The organism is Paraflavitalea soli, from assembly GCF_003555545.1.
Lineage (GTDB): Bacteria > Bacteroidota > Bacteroidia > Chitinophagales > Chitinophagaceae > Paraflavitalea > Paraflavitalea soli.
Map to the genome: position 1 here is coordinate 3,973,871 of NZ_CP032157.1, position 19,451 is coordinate 3,993,321.

A 19,451-nucleotide genomic window follows, 5' to 3' on the forward strand; every position below is an offset into this window, starting at 1 on the left:
AGGGAACTCCCTGAAAATAAGTGCGCAAAGGTAAGCAAATTCTCCATGAAAATGCAGATTGCAAAAGATCAAAAGATTAAATGTGGAAAACCAGCCGGCAGCGGCATTCAAGACAATAATTGGTTACATTTAAGTACCATTAGCCTACGTCCATGAGATACAGTATCCTGCTAACCATCTGCTGCTGTTACTGCCTGACTATCAATGCCCAAGAGTCAGACAGTGCTTTGCTGCACCAAAAACTCGCACCCGCATTAGCAAGGTCAAAAGCCGGTTTGGCCGATGACAGGCCTGGTACATGGTGGGTTGTCGTCTCTGATAAAGAACAGTTTAAAGCCTTCCTGGCGAAGGAGCGGCTGCCGGTCATTATCACCGGTGAATATGCGCCCACCCGCTTGCTGATCGTACAAACTTCCCATAAAACACTGGTAAATAAATTATTAAAGACCCCCTGGGTTATTTTTGCCGACCAACCCCGTCTTCCGAGAGAAGAACAGGTGGTGAGCAGCCACGACAATACCACCAGCCAGATAAATACGGTCCATGGCCTCTACCCTGCCCTCAATGGCAATGGACTTACCGTATCTGTCAAGGAAAATAAGCCCGATACCACCGATATTGATCTTAAAGGCAGGTACCTGTCCACTCCCCTCAGCTCACCTACCATTTCGCAGCACGCCGGCATTATGAGCACACTCATCGGCGGCGGCGGCAATAGTGATTATTCCGGCAAAGGAGCGGCCTGGGGTGTCACCCTAAGCTCTTCCGACTTTGCCAGCCTGCTGCCGGATGCCAACACCGCCTATCAGCAATATCAGATCACGGTTCAGAATCATTCTTATGGTACGGGGGTAGAGAATTATTATGGAGCGGATGCCGCCGCTTATGACGCCAGCAGTATTGCCAATACTCATTTGCTGCACGTTTTTTCGGCCGGCAATGCAGGCAACCAAACCAGCACACAGGGCGCTTACGCCGGCATAGCGGGTTATGCCAATCTCACCGGCAGTTTTAAGATGGGCAAGAATATGATCACCACTGGGGCCATCAATAGCTTTTACCAGGTAGAGGCGCTGAGTTCAAAAGGTCCTGCTTATGATGGGCGGGTAAAACCGGAGTTGGTAGCATTTGGGGAAGACGGTAGTTCAGGCGCCGCTGCGATCACTTCAGGCATAGCCGTGCTGGTACAACAGGCTTTTAAAAATACTACCGGCCAACTACCGGCTGCTTCACTGGTAAAGGCCATCCTGCTTACCACGGCAGATGATATAGGCACACCAGGCATTGATTTCCAAACAGGCTATGGTAAGGTCAATGCACTCAAAGCAGTGGAGGCGGTACAACAAAGTACCTATGCTTCCGGTTATATTGCCCAGGGGCAAACATATACCACCGCACTTACCATTCCTGCAGATATACAGCAGGTCAAACTTACGCTTTGCTGGTATGATGTGCCAGCCACGCCCAACGCCAACAAAGCACTGATCAACGATGTAGACCTGGAGTTGATCAATACAAGTACGGGGCAACACTGGCAACCATGGGTATTAAGCCATGCTGCACATATAGATTCGTTGGTAAAAGAGCCTGTTAGAAAAAGGGATAGCCTGAATAACAATGAACAAATCACGCTCAATAATCCTGCACCCGGCAATTATATTATCCAGGTAAAAGGTTATTCTATCCCTTCAGGGCCACAGGCATTTTCACTGGCCTGGCACCTGGATACTGCCGGCCGCTTTCGCTGGTATTATCCCATTAAAGCAGACCAGGTACGTGCAGGTGATAACAACATTATCCGGTGGGCTTCCTCTTTCTCAAGCAATGATCCGGCCCGTCTCGAATATTCTACAGATGGCGGACATCAATGGAAGCTGATTACCAACAATGCAGACCTGACCAGGGGGTATTACCAATGGACGGCGCCAGATACCTGTACCACGGCCCTGCTGAAAATAACCACAGACAATCATTCCTTTTTATCTGATACTTTCAATCTTTCCGCAAGAATTAAAGCCAATACAGGATTCAACTGCCAGGATTCCTTCCTCCTTACCTGGAACAGACCGACCGGCGTAAGCCAGTTTGTAGTTTATGCACTGAAAGGCAATTACCTCAGCCCATTGCTTACGACTACAGATACGAACGTTATTTTGAGCAAAGCAGCTCATCCCGCCTTGTATTATACCGTATCACCAGTACTGGCCAACGACTATAATGGTATGAAAGCTTATTCCTTCAATTATACTGCACAGGGAATAGGGTGTTACATCAAAAGTTTCCTGGCGGACCTGGTAGACAATACCGTCAAATTAATGATTGAGTTGGGAACCCGCTATGCGGTACAAAAAATAACAGTGGAGAAATTGGGTATTTCAGGTTATAATCGCCTGCAATCAATAGAACCGGTAAATTCTTTACAATACCAGTTAACTGATAATACATTGCACTGGGGGGTAAATACTTATCGCCTGAAAATACAGCGCACGGACGACTCCTTTATTTATAGCCAGCCGGAAACAGTGTATAATTTACAAGATGCAGGTTATATCGTTTACCCAAACCCTGTACCCGCAGGCGCTATGCTGCATATCCTTACTGCCATTCCAGGCAACAACTCCATTATACTGTTCAATGCAACAGGTCAGCAGGTACTACAAAAGAAGCTAACAGAAATGCATGAGCAATTGTCCTTGTTAGCACTTCAAAGGGGCATTTACTTCTACCTAATCCGGAAAGACGGGCAGAAAGAGCAGACGGGCAGCATTGTTATTTATTAAGTATTGGGGGGCAGGCAAACAAAAAACCCCGCTTGCGCGGGGCTTAATGTTCTTAAACCTCAAAAAAGAGTTATTCAAATATTACTTTGTAAACAAATGATTCCTGGCTGCTGAGTGCAGTAATACGCAGCATATAGATACCACTCTTCACACGGGCATCACGGTGGTATTGTACAGTAGTTTGTTGTACTTTTTGCACCAACTGCTCGTGCACTATTTGACCGGTGGCACTGACCAGAGACAGCTTATAGCTTTCGGGCTGCCTGGCGGACAAGGAGATGTTCAACACTTTTTGTACCGGGTTGGGGTACAGTGAAACAGCCCGTACGGTAGCCATCTTGACGTGGATGATGTTGCTGTAAGTAACTTTATTATCCTTGCCTACGATTCGCAAACGGTAGTAATTGGTCCCCGTCAACGGTGTCTCATCCGTAAAAGCATACATGACAGACCCGCCGGACTGCCGGGAATTCAGGTTACCGATAGCTGCGTAGCTACCATTAATGATCGCACTGCGTTCTACGATGTATTCTTTGGTATCTACATCCTGCTGGGCTGCCCAGTTCAGTTGTACGGCGCCATTTATGTCCTTGCCCGATAACTTAACCTGTCCGGGAAGGGTACCACTACACATCCCTGTCACGTGGAAATAGGAAAGTTTGGTTAAACATCCACCATTCACTGACATATGACATACATACACACCGGTATCGGACGGCAGCAGGTAAGGTATTTTATACGAGGTGGTATTGCTTACCAGCACGCTGTCTACAGCAGAGGTCTTCTTGAACCACTTATAAGTAGCATTGGCAGTAGAATCCACGTGTAATGAGATATCGCTGTAATAACAATCCGAACTGGCATAGATGATGGTATTGGCCAGTGGCAGGATGTTTACGTCATTTAAGGTTGCATTACCACAGGCATCCAATGCCCGCAAACGTACCAATGAGTACTGTACGCCATTGGTGATGGTAAATACGGGGCTGGCCTGGCCTGTTGTATTGATACTGGGAGAAGCAGGAATACTGCCGATGATCTCGTAGGCGAAAGGTCCGGTTCCACCAGTTACCACCGCTCCCACACTGAAATTATTGTTATCGCACTGATAAGCGGCAGATTGTTGCAGGCCTGGGAAACTATACGGAACCACATCGATGGTATCATATATTTTTCCGGTACAATTGGGAACGCTGTACTGTACAATATAAGTAGCAGGCTCCAGGTCTACGAACTTGAAGGTAGAACCTACGTTGGAAGTAAAGGTAATATTTACAGTATTTGTGTTCTTTTTGATGATCACTGGTGTCACCACACCCATGTTGGAATTAACATCAATATCAATATCGGTAGCACCATTTTCCCAAACACCGGAAGGACATTTCGACTTCACAAACTTGGTCTTGTTCACAATGCTGGGGCGTGGCGTTACTTTGGCGGTATCTCTTACATTACAATTGTCGATCCCTATGACGGTATATTGTTGTCCACCTGTGAGCGGCTGCAATGCATTAATCATAACCGGACTGGTAGCTGAAGTAACAGAAGTTACCAATATACCTACCGGGTTCAATACCTCAATCTTGTACGGTGCATTGCCGGTGTTAAAGGTTACTTTAACGTCGGTGGTTCCAAAAGTACAGGACTCCATAGCCGTTACAGCAATACTAATAGGCACCGGATCGGCATTGAAACGGCGAACTATGACAGTATCGTAACAGGTATCTTTGATCTTTATATCATAATATCCGTAAGGCAGGTTGTTGAAGGTACCATTGGTACTGTTGGCCACAAAGTTGCCCAGGGTATCGTAGATATTGAACTGGGGGTTCTTCAGATTGGTCTGGCCATTCACTTTAGCAGTGAAGGTAGCACAGGCCTTATTGCTGATGGCAATACTACCTACGGAAGGCACATCCCTTTTGACAGTAAAGCATCTCTCCATAAGGGTATCATAACAGGTATTCCTTACCCTGATGCAATGATAACCATAAGGTACATTGTTGAAGGTGCCAGTAGTATTACTATCGATCGCTACATTGGCAGCATTGTATAAATAGTATTTTGGGTTGGTGAGATTGGAACCTGTTACTTTAGCAGTAACGACATCACAACCTTTATTGCTGATATTTACAACGGACGAAAGCGAAGGTCTGGGCCTTACAGGCTCAAAGCATCTTTTGATCACAGTATCATAACAGGCTGCACTATTTTTAACGGTAACGCAATAATAACCATAAGGCAGGTTATTAAATATACCATCTGTATTACAGGCAATCTGTACATTGTTGGCATTGTACAAACAATAATTGGGATTCGTGATATTGGTTTGTCCGGTAATTTTAGCGTTGAAACTGTTACAATTCTGTGTAATGTCAACATTGGTCGCTACAGACGGTATTTGCCTGGGGATGATAAAACACCGCTCGATGGTCGTATCATAACAGGCATCGTTCTTAATACGTATGCAATAGCGGGTATTGTACAGCAGGTTCCCAAAATTGCCACTGGTATTACAGGCAAGCTGTACATTACTGCTGTTGTATAAACAGTATTGTGGATTGGAAAGATTAGCCTGGCCAGTTACGCTACCTGTAAAATTATTACAATCAAGATTGCTGGTAGAGATATTAAGCGCCACTTCAGGCTTGGGCGCTCTTTCAGTAAAGCACTTTGTGATGGTGGTATCATAACATCCATCTTTTATTTTGATGCAATAAGTTCCATAAGGAATATTATTGAATGTACCATCTGGGGAACCTGCGATCTCCACATTGTTGCTATTGAACAAGGTATATATAGGATTGGTCAGGTTGGCTTGTCCGGTTATGGAAGCCGTGAAGTTATTACATCCCCTATTCGAAATGGTTACGTTACTGGCCACTGCCGGCCTGGGTCTTGCTGGCGAAAAGCAGCGCTCAATGGTGGTATCGTAACAATTATCTTTTATACGCATACAATAGTTACCATAAGCCAGACCTGTAAAAGTGCCGGTATTGTTGGAGGCTACTTTTACATTGCTGCTATTGTATAAATCATACACCGGATTGATCAGGTTGCTTTGGCCGGTAGCTTTTGCATCGAATTTATTACACAGGAAATTAGAAGTTGTAATGGTAGCAGCCACCGTAGGTTTGTTCGGATCCACCCAGTTAGTGACGGTTGTGGTACCGCAGGGATCTTTAACAACCACTTTCACAGAACGTTTATTACCGATATAAAAGCGGAAGTTGCTGTTGGTAGACCATACGGTATCGCCGGTACCTCTCACCACTCCATATTTGAAACCATTAAATATGGTTGTATTGCCTTTGCTGTCTTTAAGTTTTACAGTTACCTGGGCGCTATCACAACCAACCCGGCCTACGGTAACACCATCTACCCACCATTGATAGTTGAGGATGGTAACACGCCGTGTTTGCTGACCACCGCAGGAGTCTTTTAATTCTATAGCATATTCTCCTGCTACCAGGCCAGTAAAGTTACCGGTGGAATTGGTGGTACCTACTTTGCTTGGTGAAGGAGCTACGATGGTATAAATAAAAGGTGATCTTCCATTTTGCAAGCCGGTTACACTAACCGTTCCATCTGTGCCATTCATACAGGTAACATCAGTCTTATTCAATGTAAAACGGGGATCGCTATAGGATCCCGGAACAATGACATTGTATTTCTCGGTAACACAACCGGTATTGATATCTTTTACACTTACTACATAGGTGCCGGCAGAAAGACCGGTAATGTTGGTAGATGAAGTGTAGGCTGTGGTAACAGGCCCTGTTACTTTGATATTGTAACTACCTGTACCGCCGGTGATATTCACCTTAATACTTCCGGTAGCGATACATCTCGATTCTTTGGTGGTAAATGTGAAGTTAAGAGTAGAACAATCCTGGGCCCACCCAATCAGGGGGAGCAGGTAAAGCAGGGACATAAGGATCCCCTTTCGCATCAGTATCAACAGGCTCTTCATGGGGTACGATTTCGGATTATTTTTCTACAGGATATAGGTTCTCTATTACAGGGGATAAAGTAAATAGGTTTTGGCCATTAATGCAAGCCTGTCTGGATAACTCATAATAAAAATAGCCCCTATTTAAGGGACCCAGAAGATACATGGCAGTATTTATCCATGCACAGATCAGTTGATTTACAGATGCTTCAGGGCAGATTGTTATAATAACTTATGTGGATATTAAATTTCCCGGGAGGGGCTGATAAATGTGCATAATTCCTATGTCTGGTAGTATTTTTTACACCCTATCCAATATATTAAAAGGCCATCCCGCTAAGCGGGATGGCCTTTTAATATATTGCTCTGCAGAGAGAGATTATACTTTGAAGTGAGCAAAAGCCTTGTTGGCTTCAGCCATACGGTGGGTATCTTCCTTCTTTTTGAAAGCACCACCTTCGCCTTTGGCAGCGGCAACTACTTCGTTGGCCAGCTTTTCTGCCATGCTACGACCATTCCTGTCGCGGCTGTAGCGAATGAGCCATTTAATGCTCAGTGATATTTTCCTGTCTGCACGTACTTCAGCAGGAATCTGGAAAGTAGCACCACCGATACGACGGCTGCGTACTTCAACAGCCGGTGTAACGTTGGATAAAGCTTTTTTCCATACTTCGTAACCATTTTCACCGGTTTGCTTGGATATACGATCCATTGCATCATAGAAAATGGTGAATGCCGTATTCTTTTTACCCTGCCACATCAGGTTATTCACAAAACGTGTTACCAGGGCATCACTGTATTTTGCATCTGGCGCCGGGGCAATTTTTTTGGCTTTAGTCTTCCTCATTGTTATCGCTTGTTTATAAGTTGGACCAGCCATTGCCGATCCAGTTTTATCTTACTTTAGTTGTTATCCGCGGAATGCGGTGAGATTACGTAATCCGTAAATACTAAGACTATTTCTTAGCTTTTTCACGTTTAGTACCGTATTTAGAACGGCTCTTTTTACGATCCTTCACACCAGCTGTATCCAGGCTTCCGCGAACGATATGGTAACGTACACCTGGTAAATCCTTCACACGACCGCCACGAACCAACACAATGGAGTGTTCCTGCAGGTTATGACCTTCACCGGGTATATAGGCAATCACCTCTACTTTATTTGTTAAACGTACCTTGGCTACTTTACGTAAAGCCGAGTTAGGCTTTTTGGGAGTAGTTGTATATACACGGGTGCATACACCGCGACGGAACGGACAGCTATCCAAAGCCCTTGACTTGCTCTTGGACTTGATAATCTCTCTTCCTTTTCTAACCAATTGTTGAATTGTAGGCATTCTGAACCTTTTATTTTTGGGACGGCAAAGGTAGAACCCAGCCGGTTAAATACCAAATCTTAATCACAGATTTTATAGAAATCTCTCTGTCGGTGTGGAAAAGTTCTGAATATATCCACTCGAAGAGTTTAATATTTTGCCTCAGCTATTAGCCTGTTATCACGCAAGTTGCTGGGCATCAACGCTAAAAGCTAATTCAAAATATCTAACAGCTAGATCTTATACATCCAGCCATATTTATCAGCAGCCCTACCCTCCCGGATGTCATTCAGGCGGCGTTTCATCTCCGGAGCAGCCTTCCATTCGTCTACATTAAAGGTCATTACAAAATCTTTGTACTTCAACTCCTTGATGGGTGATATAGTAGCGGCTGTACCGGTTCCAAATACTTCCTGTAGTTGGCCGGCTTTATAAGCTTCGATCATTTCTTCAATATTGACGGGCCGTTCTTCCACAGTAAGCCCCATGTCTCTCAGGATGGTAATGGCGCTATCCCTTGTCACCCCCGCCAGGATGGTTCCGGCACTGAGATCAGGAGTAATGGCCTTGCTGCCCAGGATAAAGAATACGTTCATGGTACCGATCTCCTGTACATATTTGTGCTCGGCAGCATCGGTCCACAACACCTGGTCGTAGCCCTTACTTTTGGCTTCGGCAGTCACCATCATGCTGGCGCCATAGTTACCAGCCACTTTTGCATATCCTACGCCTCCGGGGGCCGCACGGGTATATTTCTCTTCCACATAGATCCGCATCGGAGCGCCATAATAGGGGCCTGTGGGACTGAGGATGATCATAAACTTATATGTATCAGAAGCTTTTACACCAATTACCTCATCAGTAGAGAACATAAACGGACGGATGTACAGAGAATGGTCCTCTTTGGCCGGGATCCAGTTCTTATCGAGATTGATCAGCTGGCGCATGCCTTCCATGAACAGTTCTTCTGGCACTTCAGGCATTTGCATACGTGCTGCAGAGATATTAAAGCGCTTGTAATTGTCCAGCGGGCGAAAAATACAGGCTTCCCCATCTTTATTGCGGTAGGCTTTTATGCCCTCAAAAATAGCCTGACCGTAGTGCAGGGAAGCAAGGGCGGGACTCAATACCAGTGGCTGGTAAGGCTTGATCTCCACATTCTTCCATTCTCCGTTTTCGTAATCGGCTTCCAGCATATGGTCGGTAAAATACTTGCCAAAAGGAATGTTTTCCAGGGGAATATCATTCAATTTGCTCCGATCAATTTTTGTCACAGGTATGCTATATGCATCAATCATAATCCAGTATTTTTGAGCCACAAAGAAACAATTAAAGTTTTTGCCTGCAAAAAATCCAGGCATATTTTACTAACAATTGTTAGTGTCAAGATAATAACAGCCGGAAGCTAATGGCGTCCGGAACAACAAATTATAATATGTCGGCATATAATATAGAATTACCGGGGGTAGTGATTGCGGGGCTTTTTAAGAAAGCTATTGTGCAAGGGGAAGGCAAGGCTGTAGAAGGAGGAATTGTGCGGACCGGACGGGACCCGAACCCGCGACCTGTAACCGACGAACCGGACCTACCAGCTTCACCGCCACCTATAGCAGCTGCAGCCGCTAAGACCGCAGCGGAACCAGCAAAACCCGCTGTACCTGCACCGGCCAGCCCCACACCTGTAGCAGCACCGCCAGCCCCAGCGGCCCCCGCCTCTGCTTATAAGGTCCTGGGCAATAACCGCCAGCATGTGGCGGTTATCGTCCGGTTTCCCAGGGAAGCCTTTCTGCCGGAAAACCACCTGCAGATGCTGACGAAAATGATCGGAGCCTGCAAATTGAACCTGGGCGATGTGGCCATTGTAAACGATGCCACCCAGCGGGTAAACATCAATGTGCTGAAAGATCAACTATCGCCTAAACGGATTTTATTGTTTGGCGTAACACCGGAGGAAACAGGCCTTCCCCTTAATTTCCCTGCTTTCAAAGACCAGGAATATGCGGGTTCAACCTATCTGTATACGCCCTCCCTCGATGAATTGAACCAGGAAACAGAGGAAGGAAAGATGCTGAAACGTAAGTTGTGGGAAAGCCTGAAGAAGATATTCGGGGTGTAGGCTATTGCTTAAATAATACGAAACACAAAATCCGGTACGTTCTATATGATCAAACTGATTTTCGCTACAAATAATGCACACAAGGTGCAGGAAATACAGGCAGCTATTGGTGACCAGATCCGTGTGATCAGCCTTCAGGAAGCAGGTATTGATATCGATATCCCGGAGCCACACGATACGCTGGAGGCCAATGCTACGGAGAAATCACGCACTATCCGGGAGTTAACGGGAGTAAATTGCTTCAGTGAGGACACAGGATTGGAAGTAGATGCCCTGCATGGGGAGCCTGGCGTTAAAAGCGCCCGTTACGCCGGGGAAGACAAAGCTTTTGATAAGAATATAGAGAAACTGCTTACCAAACTGGGGGATAATCCTAACCGTAGTGCCAGGTTCCGTACAGTGATATCACTGTTGTGGGAAGGCCGGGAAATATTGTTTGAGGGCATTTGCGATGGTACCATTACCGGAGATAAAAGAGGTAAGGAAGGTTTTGGCTATGATCCTGTTTTTGTTCCGGAAGGAAGTACCCGTACTTTTGCTGAGATGAGCCTGACGGAGAAAGGACAGTTCAGTCACCGTAAAAAAGCGGCAGATAAGCTGGTTTCCTTTTTGCAGGGAGTGGTACAAGCCAGCTGAAAAAAGTGCCCACCCGACCATTTCATATTACTTAATAAAAAATTTGGATCAAAAAAGCAACTATACCATTTCTGAATCCGACTTGATAAAAGGCAGTATTGCGGGAGACAGGCGAATGCAGGAAGAACTGTACCGCAGGTTTGCACCCAAAATGTATGCTGTGTGCCTGCGTTATGCCAACAATACAGATGACGCCCAGGACCTGTTGCAGGAGGGATTTATCAAGGTATATAAAAACCTGCATCGCTTCCGGGCAGAGGGTTCATTTGAAGGATGGGTAAGAAGGGTATTTGTAAACACTTCTATAGAGCACTTCCGCAAGAAATCGGCCCAGCTATCCAGCGTCAGCGAAAAGGAAGAGAACACCATTGAAGATGCGGATATCACAGCGCTTGACAGCCTGGCCGAAAAAGATATCATCAATATTGTGCAGGAGCTTTCACCCGGTTACCGGACTGTATTCAACCTGTATGTAGTGGAAGGATATTCCCACAAAGAGATCGGTGAGTTGTTGGGAATCAGTGAAGGTACCAGTAAGTCACAATTGGCCAGGGCCAAGTCCATTTTGCAAAAGAAAGTAACCCAGTATTTAAGCGATACCAAAAAGTCCTTTACCCGCTAATATGTCAGCCAACGTACAACATATCCTCCTCAACCTTGAAGCGGCACCTCCTGCCGGTGTATGGGATACTATCAGTGCGCGGCTGGATGCAGAGTTCAATACACAGGAAATAAAGATCGCTGAAAAATTATATGATTGGGAGGCGCCTCCCCCACCGGGCACCTGGGAAAATATAGCCCTTGCTATTCGGGTAAATGAATCTAGAGAAACGCAGGAGACGCCGGCCAAAGTGATCCGCCTGCCCTTTCGCAGACTGGCTGTAGCGGCTGCCGTGTTGGGTATTGTGGGGTTTGCCACCTGGAATTTTCTAAACCGGGCTTCGGGAGATCCTATTGCCGATAACAGGCTTCCAACAGTTCCTTCGAATACGATAACTGATAATGTTGAACCGGGAGTACAACCTTCCCTTCCGGTTGTTGACGCCTCTATTGGAGGCCACCGGCGCACCGCTATCAATATTGCCCGCCGGGTAAATGCCACTGCGCTCATGCGGAACGATTATATCAGTAACGCATTAGCAGAAGAAAACACAACGGATATTCCTTATGCAGAAGTTGATGGCATGCGCGCCCAGGTGACCACCTCACGCAAGGGTATTAAAGCGCCGCTTATCAAGGATGCCAACGGGAATATTATTATGGACAATAGCCTTATTATTTCACGTGATAATAACTATATCATTATAACTTGCCCCAATGGTGAGCAAACACGGCTTTCCACCAAGTTCCTTCCATTGCTGCTGGACCTGAATGCTACGATGGACCCCGCTGAATATTTTGATACGATGATGCGGGAAAGCAGTATCTGGAAAAACCGCTTCAGTCAATGGCGGTACAAGTTAATGCAGCAGGCTTCTTTCGCTCCTACGGCTACCAATTTCCTGGACATTATGGCTTTGAAAGAGCTCATAGAGGAAAAACAGTAAAGGCAACGAGGCAGCAAGGCATAAAGGCAACGAGAAAAACAACAATCAATTCCTCATGGCACGTATTAAAGTTGATCTCCCGGATCAGTTCTCTTTTTCAACTATTATCCCTGTTCGTATTACCGACCTCAATTATGGAGGCCATGTAGGCAATGATACGGTACTTTCGCTTATCCATGAAGCCAGGGTGCAGTTCCTGCAGCATTATGGTTATGGTGAGTTGAACATAGAAGGTGTAGGGCTTATTATGAGTGATGCGGCGATTGAATTCAAGCAGGAACTCTTTTATGCGGACCAGGTGAAAGTAGCTGTTACGGCTAATGATTTTTCCAAAGTATCCTTTGATCTATATTATAAGCTGGAAAAAGAAACAGCGGGCAAAACGATATTGGTAGCTACTGCTAAAACCGGGATGGTCTGTTTTGATTATGCAAAGAAAAAAGTGGCTGCTGTTCCGGAGGGATTAAAATTTAGAATATAGCTCCTGCTTCAGCTATTCCATATTCTCCAGCTTTCTTCTGCCTGTATGACGAGCATGTCGGCCCCGTTTTTTATCACAGCACCCTGTGCTTCTCCTTTTTGAAGAAACAGTGTTTTGGCCGGGTTGTATACCAGGTCAAAAAGATAATGCCGGGGGGTAAGTGATGCATAAGGCAAGGGGGGGCAGTCATGCTCATTGGGATACATGCCCACGGGAGTGGTATTGATGATGAGGGTGTGGTGCTCCAGGATAGTGGGGGTTAGTTGCTCATAGCTGATCTGGCGGCCAGAAACGGGGTTGCGGGATACTTCCAGAAATATGATGCCCAGTTTTTCCAACACAAAATGAATGGCCTTGGCGGCTCCGCCAGTGCCCAATACAAGGGCTTTCTGGTGATGGGACTCCAACAAAGGACGCAGGGAATTTTCAAACCCTGTTACATCGGTATTGTAGCCATGGAGTTCTCCATTGACAAACTTGATGCAATTACAGGCGCCGATCTTTTTCACTACGTCGCTTTGGTGATGGAGGTAAGCCATCACTTTTTCCTTGTAAGGAATGGTGACATTGAGGCCTGCCAGGTGCGGATATTGCTCCAGCACAGCCCTCAATGCATCTATATTCTCCAGGGGAAAGTTCTCATATACACAATCGGTGATATGCTCTTCCCGGAATTTATCTGTGAAGAACTTTTGGGAAAAGGAATGGCTCAACGGGTAACCGATCAGCCCAAAATGTCTCATTATGCTTCTTCTTTATTGAGGAATAGACTAAAGGTATCGCCCCGCAGCCCAATACGCATGGCTTCCAGGGAGATCATTTCCGTAGGGGCTATATTACCCAGGTTTACATTGCAGCCCAGTAATTCTATAAAATAGAGCTGCTGTGCTTTTTGTGGGGCTTCCCAGAGGATCTTTTCCCCTGGTATCTGCGTAAGGATCTCCTGTACAAGCCCCTCGCGTACTTCACCGCTGCCACGGTAAATGCCCACATTGCCCGCCTCCCGGGCTTCGGCAATCACATAGGTAGCGCCGGCATTGAGCTCAGCCCGCATTAATTCTATCCATTTGTAGGGAGGAATAATGTGCGCAGCGTCCTTGCTTCCCACCTCACTGAGGATGGTGGCGTGCTTGGTAAGTTTTTCAATATACCCGCACTTTTCTGCATGGGGAATGGTAATGGAACCATCACTTACTTCGATATATTCAATGCCATAATCTTTACATACGGCGATGTAATCATTCAACTGGTTCCGCACCAGGAAAGCTTCAAATAAAGTACCGCCAAAATAGATGGGTACATTATAGGATTGATACACTTTTATTTTCTCGCGCAGGTTGGGAGTAACGAAGGAGGTACCAAATCCCAGCTTTACGATATCTACATGTGGCCCTGATACACTCATGAAATTATGTACTTCAGGAATACTGAGGCCCTTATCCATTACCATTGTAATCCCATTGGTACGGGGCTTAAGGTTTCTATCAGGAATTTGTGTGAGGTTGAAATTCATTCGCTGGATTTTACTATTACAATTTCTAAAGCCGCCGCAAAAATAGGGAAGAAAAAAGAGAAATGATGCAAGAGGTCATATACAGAATATTAGATAAAAGGCGTATGGGTTATAGTATTTGACCAACACAGGCGGTTTTTAACATCCTGTATTGATTAAAAATTCTTTACCCTTCAGAAAACTGCATCGGCTTGCCTGATCCTATTGAGGTTTGTTCTTCTTGTAGCGGGCTACCACATCCACTACCATCTGGTGTTGCAGGATAGCCGGATTCAGCTGTACCAGCTTTTTAACCATTTTGGGAGCAATATTCATTGCATTTTCCAACTGGAGAAGGGCTTCCTTGATCTTACCTAACGCAAAGTATACGCCGGCGAGATAAAAGAGAAACAATGGTTTCCCCTCGGTCATCTTAATGGCAGCCTTGACCTGTTCCAGGGCTTCTTCATAGAACTCGCCATTATAGAGGCAACGAATAAGCGCTTCCCAGCTGGATATATTACGGGGCCGCTGGCGTACTACATTGGAAAAATATTGAATGGCTTCTTTGTATTCGCCCATCTGCATTTTACACTCGCCCATCGCCATATTGTATTCAGGCTGCATGCGGTGTATCTGCAAGGCTGTATCGAGGTGTTTGATGGCTGTAGACCACTGGGCCTCGTTGATGTATGTGCAGGCCACCTTATAGTGGAGCTTGCTGTCTTCCACATTGAGGTGGGATGCCTTACGGTAGTAAAACCTGGCCTGAGCGAAGTTCTTCATCCGGTCGTAGCAATGGCCAATAGCTTCAAAGATCACATCTTCAGGCCTTGAGAGTTCAAGCACTTTTTCCAGTACTTCAATGGCATCTTTGTACTTGCGCATCCTGATATAGGCATCGCCCATATTACGGTAGGCGTAATCGAACTTTTCATCGATCACAATAGCATACTTATAGGCATCAATAGCTTTCTCGTAGAGTTTCAGGCCCTGAAAGGCAGCAGCCAGGTTGAACCAGGCAAGTTCACTGTAGGGATATTCTTCGATGATCTGCTGGTGCAGGCGGATACTTTCTTCGTTGCGCCCGGTAAAGTCGGTCCAGAAGCAGATCTTATAGAGTGCTTCCTCATTATTGGGCTCCTGCTCAAGGATGAGTTTGAGGCAATCAAATATTTTATCAAACTCTTCGTAGTCATCGTATACATCGGCCAGTTCAAAAAGCAATTCGATACGCTCCTGCCCTTCAAAGAGCTGGAGGGCATTTTCGAGTAAGGCTACGGCCTTTTCCTGCTGATCGAGGGCCAGGTAGGCATCAGTCTTTAAAATGTATAGGTTGATATCGTTGCTATCGAGCAGCTCGGCATGCTGCAATATCCGTAGGGCTTCCTGGTAATGGCGGGTAGCGATCAGGAGATCGGCCTTTTTGATGAGTAACATGGCCGAATAGGGATATTGTTCAATACCCAATTCAGCGGCTTCCAATGCCTGCTGCAGGTCTTCCCGGTCATCAAAGTAGTCTATGATGCGCTCAAAGGCCTCTTCGTCCAGGAAGGAGTGACTGCGGCCAGATTTGAGGTTCTGAAACTGCTTCACTAACTCCTTGAGCTCCTCGTTGTCATTGCGTGATGGATTGTCTCTCATGTAATTAAGTAAAGGTTTATGTAAAATAGCTTTTTCATGGATGCATACCAATTTTTTCTTATTGACAGGTGTGCATAAGTACTATTCAAAGGAACTGATTTTGAATAATTTAAAAGGGCCGTGCAACATTTGTTAAAATTGGAGTGTCGTTTTTATGGAATCTGTAACATTTGGGCATCCTTAATCGTTAAAGAGATACTAAACTTTGTGACAATCGGTTAAAGATTTCTAAAATTTTTTCAATATTTTTGCGTTAGTTATGAAGGCAAACTCTACTCTTAAATTAGACCACATGTTAAAAAAGACCCTCATCAGTTGTGCGATGATCGGGGCGGTTGCACTTGCTGCTGTAGCCAGCAGCGGTGGTGGTAAAAAGAAGTCTGAGGCGCCGCTAAAGCCCATCTACACACCTATCAGAACGACTAATGGCTTTACATTAAAAGCCGGTCCTTCCTACACAGGAAGCCATATTCTCAGCAGCGAACGTAGCAGGAATTTCATCACCTACAGTACGGTAGTCACTTACCAAAAAGGCAATACTGTTTATATATTGCCTCAGCAGGTGAAGAGTGCTATCAAACCTACGTTTAAGACCAATCTCAACCTTTTAGATCTTAAAATAAAGCTTCATAAGTAGGCTTTAGCATTAAAAGATCATTAAATTCAGGTTAATTCATCTTCTTGCTTTCGTCGTAAGTCAGCTCACGATAGCCACTTTTGGGTATGTCAAACCTGGAAGCAGGCACCGGATTGAGGTTGATCTTGGACACGGTGTATTTAATGGTGAGTTTTCCCTGTACCAGTTCATATTCGAGGGGTAACCCGTTGAGGTTTTTGAACTGGGAGTCATAGTCTTTATTCTCCGGGATTATTTCTGAAGTATAGTATACGGTAAAGGTGGTACCATCGGCCAGTTTTGCTTCGGCTTTGGTACAGTTGTATCCTGCAATAACTTTTGTCTCCTTCGTATCAGTAAATGTCATTCCATTGTACCGTTTATTCTTTTCAGTCCAATTATCGGACGACATCCTGATCAGTATTTTCTGGCCGCTTACTTCCCGCAAAATGACGGCTGTCCCAGCTTTGGAATCATGAATGGTTGTGGAAGAAAACAGGGCGCTAACCATTTCTGTGCGGCTCATGGAGCCTTTCAGGTATACGGTGGTCGTGGCGCCATCCAGGGCATCAGCCATTTTGGGCTCTTTGCTGCCGGATGAAATAGAAGCATCATATACGAGGGTCAGCTCAGAAACTTTCTTCTGCCCTACAGCAGTCAGCAGGAGGAGCAGGTTGAATGTGCAGAGAGCTATGTATTTTTTCATGTTAAGCCGGGTTGATGCGTTGACCTAAAGACGCGATAAGTAATGTGAACCGTTGCCTAAAATACCAACAACCAATCAATTTAAGATACTATTGGCTTGATTTTTAACGAAATACTTTGCAGGAAAGTATGAAAGTTGAAAAGTTGATGGGTTAACAGGTTGGAAACACAGTAAATCCATCCATAAAAAACCGGCTGGAAAGTACCAGCCGGTTATATATGTTGAACAATATTTCTATCCTTATAAACCAGTTAACTTTTCAACCTGTCAACTACTTCTTCCCGCCCTGCTGTTTTGCCTTGGCTTCGGCCATTTTCTTCTGTGTTTCCTGCATCTGCTCCAATCGCTCTGCCCACTTTGATTTTGCCTTGGGCTTTTTACGGGCCACTTCAATCTTTGCTACCAGTTTATCATGGTTGATGATATAGTTCTGTATCACAAACTGCAGGATCAGGGTAATAATGTTAGAGACCGTGTAATACCATGTTAAGGCCGCCGGCAGTTTATTGAACACAAACAACAGGATGAAAGGGAAAATATAAGGCATGTATTTCAATGCCGGGTTGCCCTGATCGGGTGTCGATGACATGTTGTAGAAAGAGATCAGGAAGCTGGTAAGACAGGCTGTAAGGGTAAACAAACTGATGTGGTTACCCAATCCCCATACTTCAAATGGGAACTTGAACAGAATATCATAAGAAGCCAGGTTATGCGCCCACAGGAATTCTTCACCCCGCAATGAAATGTTGGAGTTGAAGAAGCTATAGAGGGCAAAGAAGATAGGGATCTGTAACAAGCTGGGTAAACAACCGGCAAACTGATTAACTCCGGCCTCACGCATAAACTTCATTTGCTCCATAGCAAACTGCTGCTGATCAGGGTATTTTTCTTTCAGTTTAGCTAAATCAGGTTTTAATATTTTCATCTTGGCACTGGTGAGGTAGCCAGGATACATTAAGGGAGAAGTACCTAACCTGATAAACAGGGTCAGTAACAGGATTACGATACCCATGCTGCCCACGAAGCTGTGGAAAAAGTTAAATACGGGCATAACAATGTACTTGTTGATGGGCCGTACAAAAGCATACATATCCCTTCCCAGGTTGATGATCTTATCCATCTCGGGAACAGGCTGCGTCTTCAGTATGCGGTAATCGTTGGGGCCATAGTACAATTGCAATGGAACAAGGGCGTCGGCACCCAAGGGCAATTTTGCCTGGAGCGTAGTGGTTACATCGGCAATTCTATTGGTAGAATCAGCATGTCTTGACCACCTTACTTCGCCGGTAGTAAAGCCATTCTTCGCTGCCAGGGTAGTATTGAAGAATTGTTGTGATACGGCTATCCATTGTACCTGTTTGTCAAACTTCCTTTCAGACTTTGACATGATGTAATCAAAATCATTATCAGCGTAATAACAGATGTTGGATTGAAGACGCTCATACTTCACATCGCTTTCATGTTGAACGGGCTGGTTTTGCCAGGTAATGTTGAAAGCACCTTGCGTTAAGAGTTTATCTGCTCCGCCCATTTGTACATTCCAGTCGATGAGGTAATCGTTGGGCTTCAGTGTGAATTTGTGTATGAGTGTACCGTTGGGAAGGGGACGTTGAAAAGTGACTGTTTGGCTATTATCAGCATTCTTCACTATGTCTCCACCTAAGAAGTTCAGATCAGTCACCTGCATGGCCTGGTTGGGCGCAGCATTGATAGCGTATGATATTTTGTCGAAGGAAGTACCGTTCAATACAACCAGGTTGCTATCAACTGATTTATATTTCTTCAGTTCCACTTTACCGGGCTGACCACCCTTGGTAGTAAAAGTGACCTTAATAACTTCATTTTCGACGGTTACCAGTTTTTCCACTCCCTGCTCATTATTCAGGGTAGTATCATTACCCAGCACAGCTTTAATGGTAGCATCTTTTTGGGCTATAGCTGCCAGGGAATCCGCTGCCCTTTTAACCCTGGCAACAGAGTCTTCGTAATGCTGCCGCTGCCCCTGTAACTCATGCGAGTTTTTGGTGGATATAAACAGGTAAACGAATAATAATCCCGCCAGTAATACAAAGCCAATGATCGTATTGCGATCCATGTTCATTAGTACAAAATTTAGAGGAGGTGCAAAGATAGGGGGTTTCTGGTTGCTGGATATTGGTTTCTGA

16 protein-coding genes are annotated in these 19,451 nt (G+C 45.2%); 7 read left to right on the forward strand and 9 right to left on the reverse strand.

The window, feature by feature from the left end; all coding sequences use genetic code 11:
• Positions 1–152 precede the first annotated feature (152 nt).
• Positions 153–2,780, forward strand: coding sequence for a S8 family peptidase (locus D3H65_RS14685; protein ID WP_119051030.1), 2,628 nt, complete (start codon positions 153–155; stop codon positions 2,778–2,780).
• 70 nt (positions 2,781–2,850) lie between these two features.
• Here D3H65_RS14685 and D3H65_RS14690 read toward each other — a convergent pair whose 3' ends face one another.
• From D3H65_RS14690 to D3H65_RS14705, 4 genes are all read right to left on the reverse strand, one after another.
• Positions 2,851–6,753 carry a T9SS type A sorting domain-containing protein gene (locus D3H65_RS14690; protein WP_119051031.1) on the reverse strand — a complete coding sequence of 1,301 codons (3,903 nt, stop codon included), beginning with the start codon at positions 6,751–6,753 and terminating at the stop codon, positions 2,851–2,853.
• A gap of 358 nt (positions 6,754–7,111) precedes the next feature.
• Positions 7,112–7,579 carry a 30S ribosomal protein S7 gene (rpsG, locus tag D3H65_RS14695; protein ID WP_119051032.1) on the reverse strand — a complete coding sequence of 156 codons (468 nt, stop codon included), beginning with the start codon at positions 7,577–7,579 and terminating at the stop codon, positions 7,112–7,114.
• A 109-nt stretch (positions 7,580–7,688) separates the two neighbouring features.
• On the reverse strand, positions 7,689–8,069 hold the full coding sequence (rpsL, locus tag D3H65_RS14700) for a 30S ribosomal protein S12 (protein ID WP_119051033.1): 381 nt from the start codon (positions 8,067–8,069) through the stop codon (positions 7,689–7,691).
• A gap of 212 nt (positions 8,070–8,281) precedes the next feature.
• On the reverse strand, positions 8,282–9,346 hold the full coding sequence (locus D3H65_RS14705) for a branched-chain amino acid aminotransferase (protein WP_119054523.1): 1,065 nt from the start codon (positions 9,344–9,346) through the stop codon (positions 8,282–8,284).
• 137 nt (positions 9,347–9,483) lie between these two features.
• Between D3H65_RS14705 and D3H65_RS32945 the strand changes: the two genes are divergently transcribed.
• From D3H65_RS32945 to D3H65_RS14735, 5 genes are read left to right on the forward strand one after another with little or no spacing between them, the layout of a single operon-like run.
• Entirely contained in the window at positions 9,484–10,164 is a 681-nt protein-coding gene (locus tag D3H65_RS32945) for a hypothetical protein (RefSeq protein ID WP_162915632.1), read from the forward strand.
• 45 nt (positions 10,165–10,209) lie between these two features.
• Entirely contained in the window at positions 10,210–10,800 is a 591-nt protein-coding gene (gene rdgB / locus D3H65_RS14720) for an RdgB/HAM1 family non-canonical purine NTP pyrophosphatase (RefSeq protein WP_211345687.1), read from the forward strand.
• A gap of 43 nt (positions 10,801–10,843) precedes the next feature.
• On the forward strand, positions 10,844–11,422 hold the full coding sequence (locus D3H65_RS14725) for an RNA polymerase sigma factor (protein WP_119051036.1): 579 nt from the start codon (positions 10,844–10,846) through the stop codon (positions 11,420–11,422).
• 1 nt (position 11,423) lies between these two features.
• Positions 11,424–12,347, forward strand: a complete 924-nt coding sequence (locus D3H65_RS14730; protein ID WP_119051037.1) for a hypothetical protein — start codon at positions 11,424–11,426, stop codon at positions 12,345–12,347.
• Between the two features lie 55 nt (positions 12,348–12,402).
• Positions 12,403–12,828 (forward strand): acyl-CoA thioesterase, encoded by a 426-nt coding sequence (locus D3H65_RS14735; protein WP_119051038.1) that lies wholly within the window; start codon positions 12,403–12,405, stop codon positions 12,826–12,828.
• Between the two features lie 8 nt (positions 12,829–12,836).
• Here the strand turns inward: D3H65_RS14735 and D3H65_RS14740 are convergent, their stop codons facing one another.
• The 3 genes from D3H65_RS14740 to D3H65_RS14750 form a co-directional block, all read right to left on the reverse strand.
• Positions 12,837–13,571: a shikimate dehydrogenase family protein gene (locus tag D3H65_RS14740; protein WP_119051039.1), complete on the reverse strand. Its 735-nt coding sequence runs from the start codon at positions 13,569–13,571 to the stop codon at positions 12,837–12,839.
• Positions 13,571–14,341, reverse strand: a complete 771-nt coding sequence (locus D3H65_RS14745) for a phosphosulfolactate synthase (RefSeq protein ID WP_119051040.1) — start codon at positions 14,339–14,341, stop codon at positions 13,571–13,573. The genes D3H65_RS14740 and D3H65_RS14745 overlap by 1 nt, the downstream gene beginning before the upstream one ends.
• A gap of 201 nt (positions 14,342–14,542) precedes the next feature.
• Positions 14,543–15,964, reverse strand: a complete 1,422-nt coding sequence (locus D3H65_RS14750; protein ID WP_119051041.1) for a tetratricopeptide repeat protein — start codon at positions 15,962–15,964, stop codon at positions 14,543–14,545.
• Between the two features lie 292 nt (positions 15,965–16,256).
• Here D3H65_RS14750 and D3H65_RS14755 point away from each other — a divergent pair, with 292 nt between their 5' ends.
• Positions 16,257–16,601, forward strand: coding sequence for a hypothetical protein (locus D3H65_RS14755; RefSeq protein WP_162915633.1), 345 nt, complete (start codon positions 16,257–16,259; stop codon positions 16,599–16,601).
• Between the two features lie 31 nt (positions 16,602–16,632).
• Here the strand turns inward: D3H65_RS14755 and D3H65_RS14760 are convergent, their stop codons facing one another.
• Both D3H65_RS14760 and yidC read right to left on the reverse strand, forming a co-directional pair.
• Positions 16,633–17,286 carry a hypothetical protein gene (locus D3H65_RS14760; RefSeq protein ID WP_119051043.1) on the reverse strand — a complete coding sequence of 218 codons (654 nt, stop codon included), beginning with the start codon at positions 17,284–17,286 and terminating at the stop codon, positions 16,633–16,635.
• A 271-nt stretch (positions 17,287–17,557) separates the two neighbouring features.
• Positions 17,558–19,387, reverse strand: coding sequence for a membrane protein insertase YidC (gene yidC, locus D3H65_RS14765; RefSeq protein ID WP_119051044.1), 1,830 nt, complete (start codon positions 19,385–19,387; stop codon positions 17,558–17,560).
• Positions 19,388–19,451: the final 64 nt, after the last annotated feature.

Excerpts from the sequence above, each read along its gene's own strand:
- rdgB (WP_211345687.1), top strand. The coding sequence starts at position 10,210 with ATGATCAAACTGATTTTCGCTACAAATAATGCACACAAGGTGCAGGAA.
- D3H65_RS14750 (WP_119051041.1), bottom strand. The coding sequence starts at position 15,964 with ATGAGAGACAATCCATCACGCAATGACAACGAGGAGCTCAAGGAGTTA.
- D3H65_RS14685 (WP_119051030.1), top strand. The coding sequence starts at position 153 with ATGAGATACAGTATCCTGCTAACCATCTGCTGCTGTTACTGCCTGACT.
- D3H65_RS14730 (WP_119051037.1), top strand. The coding sequence starts at position 11,424 with ATGTCAGCCAACGTACAACATATCCTCCTCAACCTTGAAGCGGCACCT.
- D3H65_RS14705 (WP_119054523.1), bottom strand. The coding sequence starts at position 9,346 with ATGATTGATGCATATAGCATACCTGTGACAAAAATTGATCGGAGCAAA.
- D3H65_RS32945 (WP_162915632.1), top strand. The coding sequence starts at position 9,484 with ATGTCGGCATATAATATAGAATTACCGGGGGTAGTGATTGCGGGGCTT.
- D3H65_RS14760 (WP_119051043.1), bottom strand. The coding sequence starts at position 17,286 with ATGAAAAAATACATAGCTCTCTGCACATTCAACCTGCTCCTCCTGCTG.
- D3H65_RS14745 (WP_119051040.1), bottom strand. The coding sequence starts at position 14,341 with ATGAATTTCAACCTCACACAAATTCCTGATAGAAACCTTAAGCCCCGT.
- D3H65_RS14690 (WP_119051031.1), bottom strand. The coding sequence starts at position 6,753 with ATGAAGAGCCTGTTGATACTGATGCGAAAGGGGATCCTTATGTCCCTG.
- rpsL (WP_119051033.1), bottom strand. The coding sequence starts at position 8,069 with ATGCCTACAATTCAACAATTGGTTAGAAAAGGAAGAGAGATTATCAAG.
- rpsG (WP_119051032.1), bottom strand. The coding sequence starts at position 7,579 with ATGAGGAAGACTAAAGCCAAAAAAATTGCCCCGGCGCCAGATGCAAAA.
- D3H65_RS14755 (WP_162915633.1), top strand. The coding sequence starts at position 16,257 with ATGTTAAAAAAGACCCTCATCAGTTGTGCGATGATCGGGGCGGTTGCA.
- D3H65_RS14740 (WP_119051039.1), bottom strand. The coding sequence starts at position 13,571 with ATGAGACATTTTGGGCTGATCGGTTACCCGTTGAGCCATTCCTTTTCC.
- yidC (WP_119051044.1), bottom strand. The coding sequence starts at position 19,387 with ATGAACATGGATCGCAATACGATCATTGGCTTTGTATTACTGGCGGGA.
- D3H65_RS14735 (WP_119051038.1), top strand. The coding sequence starts at position 12,403 with ATGGCACGTATTAAAGTTGATCTCCCGGATCAGTTCTCTTTTTCAACT.